Origin of the sequence: Halovivax sp. (genome assembly GCA_007119345.1) — an archaeon.
Classification (GTDB): domain Archaea; phylum Halobacteriota; class Halobacteria; order Halobacteriales; family Natrialbaceae; genus Halovivax.
The window spans coordinates 1-8366 of the sequence record SKPV01000181.1 but is presented as its reverse complement, the minus strand read 5'-3'; the positions used below and the strand labels follow the sequence as shown (position 1 = coordinate 8366).

Annotated in this window: 9 protein-coding genes; 6 read left to right on the top strand and 3 right to left on the bottom strand. The window is 68.3% G+C overall.

Features of this window, described 5'->3' with window-relative positions:
- The coding region (locus tag QZT59_RS12270) for a 30S ribosomal protein S8e (protein WP_290816493.1) at positions 1–300 on the top strand (300 nt) is incomplete at its 5' end.
- Positions 301–498: 198 nt separating this feature from the next.
- Here QZT59_RS12270 and QZT59_RS12265 read toward each other — a convergent pair.
- Positions 499–1494 carry a PhoU domain-containing protein gene (locus QZT59_RS12265; RefSeq protein ID WP_290816490.1) on the bottom strand — a complete coding sequence of 332 codons (996 nt, stop codon included), beginning with the start codon at positions 1492–1494 and terminating at the stop codon, positions 499–501.
- Positions 1495–1699: 205 nt separating this feature from the next.
- On the opposite strand from QZT59_RS12265, the gene QZT59_RS12260 reads away from it, so the two are divergent.
- The 4 genes from QZT59_RS12260 (at position 1700) to pstB (ending at position 5743) form a co-directional block, all read left to right on the top strand.
- Positions 1700–2731, top strand: a complete 1032-nt coding sequence (locus tag QZT59_RS12260; RefSeq protein ID WP_290816488.1) for a PstS family phosphate ABC transporter substrate-binding protein — start codon at positions 1700–1702, stop codon at positions 2729–2731.
- Positions 2728–3654, top strand: a complete 927-nt coding sequence (pstC, locus tag QZT59_RS12255) for a phosphate ABC transporter permease subunit PstC (RefSeq protein WP_290816485.1) — start codon at positions 2728–2730, stop codon at positions 3652–3654. The genes QZT59_RS12260 and pstC overlap by 4 nt, the downstream gene beginning before the upstream one ends.
- Entirely contained in the window at positions 3651–4577 is a 927-nt protein-coding gene (gene pstA / locus QZT59_RS12250) for a phosphate ABC transporter permease PstA (RefSeq protein ID WP_290816482.1), read from the top strand. Before pstC ends, pstA begins: the two co-directional genes overlap by 4 nt.
- 293 nt (positions 4578–4870) lie before the next feature.
- Positions 4871–5743, top strand: a complete 873-nt coding sequence (pstB, locus tag QZT59_RS12245) for a phosphate ABC transporter ATP-binding protein PstB (protein WP_290816495.1) — start codon at positions 4871–4873, stop codon at positions 5741–5743.
- A gap of 320 nt (positions 5744–6063) precedes the next feature.
- Here the strand turns inward: pstB and QZT59_RS12240 are convergent, their stop codons facing one another.
- Positions 6064–6858: an HNH endonuclease gene (locus QZT59_RS12240; protein ID WP_290816479.1), complete on the bottom strand. Its 795-nt coding sequence runs from the start codon at positions 6856–6858 to the stop codon at positions 6064–6066.
- Between the two features lie 148 nt (positions 6859–7006).
- Between QZT59_RS12240 and phoU the strand changes: the two genes are divergently transcribed.
- On the top strand, positions 7007–7678 hold the full coding sequence (phoU, locus tag QZT59_RS12235) for a phosphate signaling complex protein PhoU (RefSeq protein ID WP_290816476.1): 672 nt from the start codon (positions 7007–7009) through the stop codon (positions 7676–7678).
- Positions 7679–7699: 21 nt separating this feature from the next.
- Here the strand turns inward: phoU and QZT59_RS12230 are convergent, their stop codons facing one another.
- On the bottom strand, positions 7700–8164 hold the full coding sequence (locus QZT59_RS12230) for a hypothetical protein (RefSeq protein ID WP_290816472.1): 465 nt from the start codon (positions 8162–8164) through the stop codon (positions 7700–7702).
- Positions 8165–8366 lie beyond the last annotated feature (202 nt).

The window sequence follows — 8366 nt, the reverse complement described above, 5'->3', positions numbered from 1 at the left end:
TACGAACTCGGCCGCTCGCCGACGGAGACGCAGGTCGGCGAGCCCCGCTATCGGACCGTCGACGTCCGCGGCGCGGGCGAGAAGGTCCGCGCGCTGGCGACGAACGTCGCGAGCGTCCACACCGACGGCGAGACCGTGACCGCCGAGATCGAGGACGTGGTCGAAAACGACGCGAACCCCAACTACGTCCGCCGGAACATCATCACGAAGGGCGCGATCATCGAGACCTCAGAGGGGACCGCTCGGGTCACCTCTCGCCCCGGGCAGACCGGCCAGGTCAACGCTCTTCTCGTCGAGTAATTCGGGCGCCCGTTCTCCCGCGCGTTCGTCGCTGGACGACGGGTGTGGGTATTACGATCCGGACGTCTCCGCGCCGGGGATACCCCGGACGGTGTAGAAAACACGGAGGCCAGACAGCCCCCGGCCCGCCCGGGGGCTGGGCCTGGCGAGACGCTCCGCGTCTCGCTGGCCGCTGTGCGACCGCTGACGTTCGACCCTTTAGGGTCTCGGCGCGGCCTTCTGCAGCGCCGTCTCGGCGATGTTGCCGCCGTAGTCGGCACAGCGCGAGAGCGAGTCGACGATCAGCCCGAGCGACTGGGCCTCGACGGGGTCGAGCCCGCGGAGCATGTCGTCGATGCGGCGGGTGTGTTCGTCGATCTCGAGGACCGCCTCGCGGGCGGCGTGCCCCAGCTCGTTGGCCCGCTCGCTCTCCTCGGCGACCAGCGCGTTCATCGACTTCTCGAGGACGTCGAAGGCGTCGTCGTGGAGCGCGACGAGGGCGTCGGCGACCGCCTGTGGAATCTCCCCCAACTTCAGGGCGAGCTGGCTGATCTTGACGGCGTGGTCGGCGACGCGCTCGAGCTGGCGGGCGCTCGAGTGGTAGTCGAAGCAGTCCTCGCGGGAGACGCCGAGGGCCTCGGCCGCCGTCGGCGAGCGGAGCGTCGCCCGGAAGATGCGCGAGACGACCAGGAAGAGCCGGTCGACGTCGTCGTCGCGCTCGATAACGTCCTGGGCGACGTCGTCGTCGTTCTCGACCAGCGCGCGGACGGCGTCCTCGAGCATCGACTCCGCGATGAGTCGCATCCGGGAGACGGCGTTGACGATCGACAGCTCCGCGGAGTCCAGCAGGTCCTGGATGACGACGCTGTCGGTCGTCTCCTCGAGCACCTCGACGCCGACGAGGCTCTGGGTCGCGTCCCGGATCGCCCGGCGCTGCTCGGTGGCGATGCGGTCGGCCGCCAGTCGGATGATGTCGAAGCCGCTGACGTACATCGTCATGACGGCCCGGGTGAGCTGCTCGCCCGCGAGGTCGGTGACGTCGAGGGTCCCCTCCTGGTGGTCGTCCTCGCTGCGCGGCGTGAGCAAGAGGGCGTCGTCCTCCGGGTAGAACTCGACGGTGCTGCCGGCCTCGACGCCGTTGTCGGTCGCCCAGTCCTTCGGCAGCGAGACCGTATACGTAGCACCCCCGGTCACCTGCACTTTGCGGGTCTCCATACGGGCGCGTAGTGGCGGAGTAATATATATGGCTCGCGATCTATAAACGCTCCCTGGAACGCTCTCGAACGACGTATTTCGGGGTTTACGAGGCGACCGAACGCGTTCGCCGCGCGTCGATCGGGGCTGCACACCGTTCACGAACATAGGGATATATAGACAACATAGTAGCGTATTTAGATACCCTGGGCCCTTGGACAACGTGATGGAAGGACCGCGGCGGAGCGAGCGAGGGGCCGGGGTCGCGCGCCGGTCCCTGCTCGCCGCTGCCGGCGGGAGCGTCGCCGCGCTCGCGGGCTGTCTCGTCCACGGCGAGGACAGCGGCCTCGAGGGCGAGATCAGGGTCGACGGCAGCAACACCGTGCTCCCGCACAGCGCCTCGGTCGCCGAGGAGTTCGCCTGGCGAAACAACCGGGTCGAGGTCCCGGTCAGGGGGTCGGGGACGGGCGCCGGATTCCAGCTGTTCTGTACCGGCTCCACGGAGGTACAGAACGCGAGTCGGACGATCAAGGACGACGAGGCCGACCTCTGTGAGGACAACGGGATCGAGCACGTCGAGCTCGAGGTCGCCCTCGACGGCCTGGCGATCTACGCCAACCCGTCGAACGACTGGTGCGACTGCCTGACCGTCGACGAGCTGCGCCGGATCTGGGAGCCCGGCTCCGCCGTCGAGACGTGGAGCGACGTCCGCTCGGAGTGGCCCGACGAGGCGTTCGACCTCTACGGTCGCGATCCCGCCTCCGGCACGTTCGATTACTTCACCGAGACGATCAACGGGGAGGTGGGCGCGATCCGTTCCGACTACAGCCCGAGCGCGGACACGAACGTCATCATCCGCGGGGTTCGGGGTGACCGACACGCCCTCGGCTTCGGCGGCGCGGGCTACTTCTACGAGAACGAGGACGACCTGAAGCTGATCGGCGTCGACGACGGGGGCGGCTGCGAGGTACCGACCCTCGAATCGGTCGAGAGCGAGGAGTACCAGCCCCTCACGCGGCCGCTGTACGCGTACGTCCGTACGGACGCCCTGGCACGAGAGGAGGTGCGGGCGTTCGCCCGATTCTACTACGAGGAGATCGACGACCAGGCGCGGCAGGCGGACGTGGTCGACGACGACGAACCGCTGACCTGGGGTCAGTGGTCGGCGAGGATGGTCCGGTTCTTCGGGCTCTCCGACGAACGAGTCGCGGCGAACGCCGAGAAACTCGAGAGCGCGATCGACGAGGTGGTCGGATGAGCGACACCGGCGAGGAGCTCGATCTGACCACGGGCGGCGGCCCGGTCGAAGAGCGCGTCGACGACCTGGCCAGGTGGGTGTTCTTCTCCTGTGCCCTCGTGACCGTCCTGACGACGCTCGGCATCTTCCTCGTGCTCTTGCAGGGCTCGTTCGCGTTCTTCGACGAGGTGTCGATCGTCGAGTTCCTCACCGGGACCGACTGGTCGCCGGTCATCACGCCGCGGAGCTACGGCGTGCTCCCGCTGGTGTGGGGGACGCTCGTGATCACTATCGGCTCGGCGCTCGTCGCGATCCCGATCGGCACGGCGACCGCCGTCTACCTCAGCGAGTACGCCGATCCGCAGGTCCGAAAGGTCCTCAAACCCACCCTCGAAGTGCTCGCCGGCATCCCGACGATCGTCTACGGCTTCTTCGCGCTCTCGTTCATCACGCCCCAGCTCCAGCGCGTCTTCCCGGGGACGGGGACCTTCAACCTCGCCGCCGGCGCGATCGTCGTCGGCATCATGATCATCCCGATGGTCTCGAGCCTGAGCGAGGACGCGATGAGCTCCGTTCCCGACGACCTCCGGAACGCCGCCTACGGCCTCGGGGCGACGAAGTTCGAGGTCTCGACGAGCGTCGTGGTCCCGTCGGCCCTGTCGGGCATCGTCGCCTCCTACATCCTCGCGCTCTCGCGGGCGATCGGCGAGACGATGGCGGTCACCCTTGCGGTGGGGATGACCCCGCAGATCACCCTCGACCTGCGCGAACCCGGCCAGACCATGACGGCGTACATGGTGGACATCGCGATCAGCGACGTGTCGGCGGGCTCGATCGGCTACGTGAGCCTGTTCGCCGTCGGCCTGACGCTGTTCGCCATGACGCTCTCGCTCAACCTGTTCAGCCTCTGGATCAAGTCGCGCTACCGGGAGGAGTACCAATGAGCGTCGAGACCGACTCGGCGGGCGCGGAGACGGAGACCCCGTTCGGCGACGCCGGCGACATCGCCCGCAAGCGGGCGATCGGCAGGGTATTCGTCGGCGTCTGCTTCGCCTCGGCGATGGTCGGCGTCGTCGCGCTCCTCGCGCTGCTGGCCGACGTCGTCTACGAGTCCTGGGGGTGGGTGACCTGGGAGTTCCTCACCTATCCGCCCACGCAGGTGGCCGACAACTTCCAGGGCGGCTTCCGCGGGGCCGGCATCTACCCGGCGATCGTCGGTTCGATCCTCCTGATCGCGCTGACGGCGATCTTCACGCTGTTTCTCGGCGTCGGCGCGGCGATCTACCTCGAGGAGTACGCGCCGGACGGTCGCATCACCTCGTTCATCGAGGCGAACATCGCGAACCTCGCCGGCGTGCCCTCGGTCGTCTACGGGCTGCTCGGCCTGGCGATCTTCGTCCGCGGCGCCGGACTGGGCCCGGTGTTGCTGGCGGGCGCGCTGACGCTGACGCTGCTCATCCTGCCGATCGTGATCGTCTCCGCCCAGGAGGCGCTCCGGGCGGTCCCCGACTCCCAGCGCAACGCCGCCTACGGCATCGGCGCGACCCAGTGGCAGGTCACCCGGGACGTGGTCCTGCCGCGCGCCCTGCCGGGCATCATGACCGGGACGATCCTCTCGCTCTCGCGGGCGATCGGCGAGACCGCGCCGCTGATCCTGGTCGGCGCCGCGACCACGTCGATCGTCCCGCCCGACGGCCTCAGGAGCTCGTTCGGGGCGATGCCGATGCAGATCTTCGACTGGGCCACCCGACCCCAGACGGAGTTCCACCACGCGGCCGCCGCCGGCATCGTCGTCCTGCTCACCGTCCTGTTCCTGATGAACCTGACGGCGATCCTGATCCGCAACAAGTACGATCCACGATCATGACCGACCGCACCACCCGCCACCGGACGACCGTCGAACGCCGCCTCGCCGGGTCCGCTACCCGCCGCCTCGCCGAGTCCGCCACCCGCCGCCTCGCCGAGTCCGCCACCCGCCGCCTCGCCGAGTCCGCCACCCGCCGCCTCGCCGACCCCACCACCCGCCGTCTCGCCGACCCCACCACTCGGCACCCGACGACGCTCGGACGTCGCCTCGGCGACCACGCCTCGACCGTCGCGCGGCCCGGCCGACGCTTCGCAACAGGTAACTGGGTCAAGGCCGATTCCCTACTCGACCGCATGACTGCAGACGGCGGCGCCTCCGAACAGGTCGGGCGTCAGGAGACGGGAGACGCGTCGACGTCGCCGACGTCCGCGAGCGCCTGGGACGAGGAACCGGCGGGCTCGCCCCACCTCGACGACGCGGTGATCGAAGCCCGCGACCTCGACGTCTACTACGGCGACACCCAGGCGCTCCACGGTATCAACATGGACATCCCGGAGAACCAGGTGACCGCGCTCATCGGCCCCTCCGGCTGCGGGAAGTCCACGTTCCTCCGGTCGATCAACCGGATGAACGACCTGATCGAGGTCGCCCGCGTCGACGGCGAGCTCTACTTCCACGGCAAGAACGTCTACGACGAGGACGTCGACCCGGTCGCCCTCAGGCGGAAGATCGGGATGGTGTTCCAGAAGCCCAACCCCTTCCCGAAGAGCATCTTCGACAACGTCGCCTACGGCCTCCGCGTGCAGGGCAAAGACGACGGCGACGTCGAGGCGAGGGTCCGGCAGGCCCTGGAGCGAGCCGCCCTCCTCGACGAGGTGGATGGCCGCCTCGACGAGTCCGGCCTCGACCTCTCCGGCGGCCAGCAACAGCGACTCTGCATCGCCCGCGCCATCGCGACCGACCCCGAGGTCATCCTGATGGACGAGCCCGCGAGCGCGTTGGATCCCGTCGCCACCTCCCAGATCGAGGACCTCGTCGAGGAGCTCGCCGAGGAGTACACCGTCGTCATCGTCACCCACAACATGCAACAGGCCGCCCGCATCTCCGACAAGACCGCCGTCTTCCTCACGGGCGGCCACCTCGTCGAGTTCGACGACACCACCAAGATCTTCAACAACCCCGAGAGCCAGCGGGTCGAAGACTACATTACGGGGAAGTTCGGCTAACAACATTTTACCCTGCGTTCGTGTCGCGCCGGGAGCGCTATCGCGCTCCACGGCGCGCCGACACTCGGCAAAAGGTTGATCAAAAGCACTCCTCCCTCCGTTCCGGACGCTCTTCGAGCGTCCTGGCTCACGGCTTCGCCGTTCGCCTGTACGCGGCGCTTCGCGCCGCGCTCTCCACATCGGTCGTCGGCCCGCTCGCTCTCCCGCACAGCTGGCTCGCTCGCGGTGAGTGAGCTGGCCCAATCCAGCCCTTCCCCGTGCTCGCGCGCCCTCCCGTCGGTCGGGCGCGCTCGCGGTCACCCGTCGGAACCACACACGTTCTACAGCGCCGAGACGCCGACCATCAACAGCAGGTAGCCGACCACGAGCAGGACCGCCCACGTCGCCGCCCGGCTGTTCAGAACGAACCGCAGCGGCGTGTCGTCGACCACGCGTTCCCGCCGGGTTCGCGGTTCCCGTCGGACGGCGACCGGTTCGGGCGCCCAAACGCTCGGCCGGACCGACGCCTCGTCGACCATGGCGGATACCTCGCCGACGGAGAAGCGGTGGTTGCCCTCGAGGTCCTCGCGGTGACTGTCCGGATTCCGATCGAGGACGAGTCCGGCGCAGGGCTTGCACAGGATCAGGTGGTCCGTCGGTCGGTCGGCGGAACCGGTCGGCGGGTCGCGCCAGGCCAGCAGTTCGGTCGGATCGTCGCGCTCGCGACCGCAGCGGTCGCAAACTCGATCCTCGGGCGACTTCATCAGAGCGACGGGTTCGGGGGCGTCTTTGTCGGGAAAGAGTGATGCCTCGTCGCGGACGTCGTCGAAGGAGTCGTTGGTCGGGTGCACCACGCCGTGACAGGGTCGACAGAGCGTGAGCAGATTCTCGGGGACGTCGGGACCGCCCGCGGAGCGAGGGACGATATGGTGGGCCTGGATCGTCCGATCGTCTGCGCCGCAGCGCCGACAGGCGTGGCCGTCGCGCCGCCAGACGCGATCGCGGAGATCGGGCCAGTCCTCGCCGTAGGGGTGCTCGTCCGGGTTCTCGTCGTCCGCGCCCTCGTGGGTCCGCTCCGCCCGCTCCGATCCCGCATCCGCGTCCTCGGTTCCGTTCGACTCCGGACGGTCGCCCATCGTTCGTACGGGCGGTCGCCACCGAGATATGTCCTCGGGCTCCGGCCCATACATCGGGCCCGCGACCGGCTCGGCGTGTCCCTCGGCCCGTCTCACGAGAGTCGACCAGGCGCAAGGTACATCAACGTCGGTCGTTCTTGTCCGAGTAATGGCCAGGAAGTCCTATCAGGCGCAACTGGAGGAACTCCGCTCCGACGTCTGCTACATGGGGGAGGTGGTGATGGAGCGCCTCCGGATGGGCCTCGACGCCCTCGACCGCAAGGACGAGGAGCTCGCCCGGGAGGTGATCGAGGGCGACGGCGAGGTCAACCGAATGTACCTCGACCTCGAACAGAAGTGCATCGACCTGCTCGCCCTCCAACAGCCCGTCGCGAGCGACCTGCGGTTCATCGCCGCCTCGTTCAAGATCATCACCGACCTGGAGCGGATCGCCGACCTCGCGGTCAACCTCGGCGAGTACACGATCGACGCCGAGCGCGACCTCTTCCCCGACGTCGACGTCCAGGAGATGGGCAGCGCCACCCTCCAGATGGTCGACGACGCCGTCCAGGCGTACGACCGGGAGGACGTCGCGGCCTGCCGCGAACTCGCCGCCCGCGACGACGACGTCGACCACTTCGCCGAGCGCGCGAGCGAGATCGTCGTCCGCGACCTCATCGAGCGCGAACTGGACGCTCCCGAGGAGGTCGAGCTCCTCCTCCAGGACGTCTACCGGCTGCTGCTGACGATCCGCGACCTGGAGCGCGTGGGCGACCACGCGGTCAACATCGCGGCCCGGACGCTCTACATGGTCGAGAACGACGACGAACTGATCTACTGACCGGCCCCGCTCCCGTCGATCTCAAAACCGATTTCGCCACCGCTCGGTCCCCAACACTTCGTCTTTCATCGCCGAGCAGTGCGCTCTCGCCCGCTCCTCGTCGAGTTCGTCGCTCGTGTCCTCGGCGCACGCCTCCCACGAGCCGCCGATCGACGACCAGTACTCGAGGACGCTCTCCCGGTCCCAGCCCGCCGGGAGCCGGTCCAGTCCGTCGACGTCCGCGTCGACGATCTGGGTCTCCGACTCCCCCTCGGTTGGGCCGGTCCCGTCATCGAACGAACTCGCCTCCAGCGCCGAGGCTCGATAGACGGCCGAACCCACGGATTCCAGCCCGACGACGTAGCCGGGGCTGTCCTCGCTCGCGGTTACCCTGATCTCGTCGTCGCCCTGCGGGAACTCGAAGTCCCCGGTCAGCACCGCCGCGACGACGCCGCGTCCGTCCGGCGTCGCCACGACGTCGCCCTCGTCGTACCTCGTGTCGCTCATGTGTCTGCGTTGGTCGACGCCGTCGGTAGGGCCGCTGCATGCGTGAGAAAGGGTTCGACACCGTTCGGGTGGACGACGGTCGATCGACTCGAAAGGCTAATCGGATCGATCGACTCGAAAGGCTAATCGGATCGATCGACTCGAAAGGCTGATCGGATCGATCGACTCGAAAGGCTGATCGGATCGATCGACTCGAAAGGCT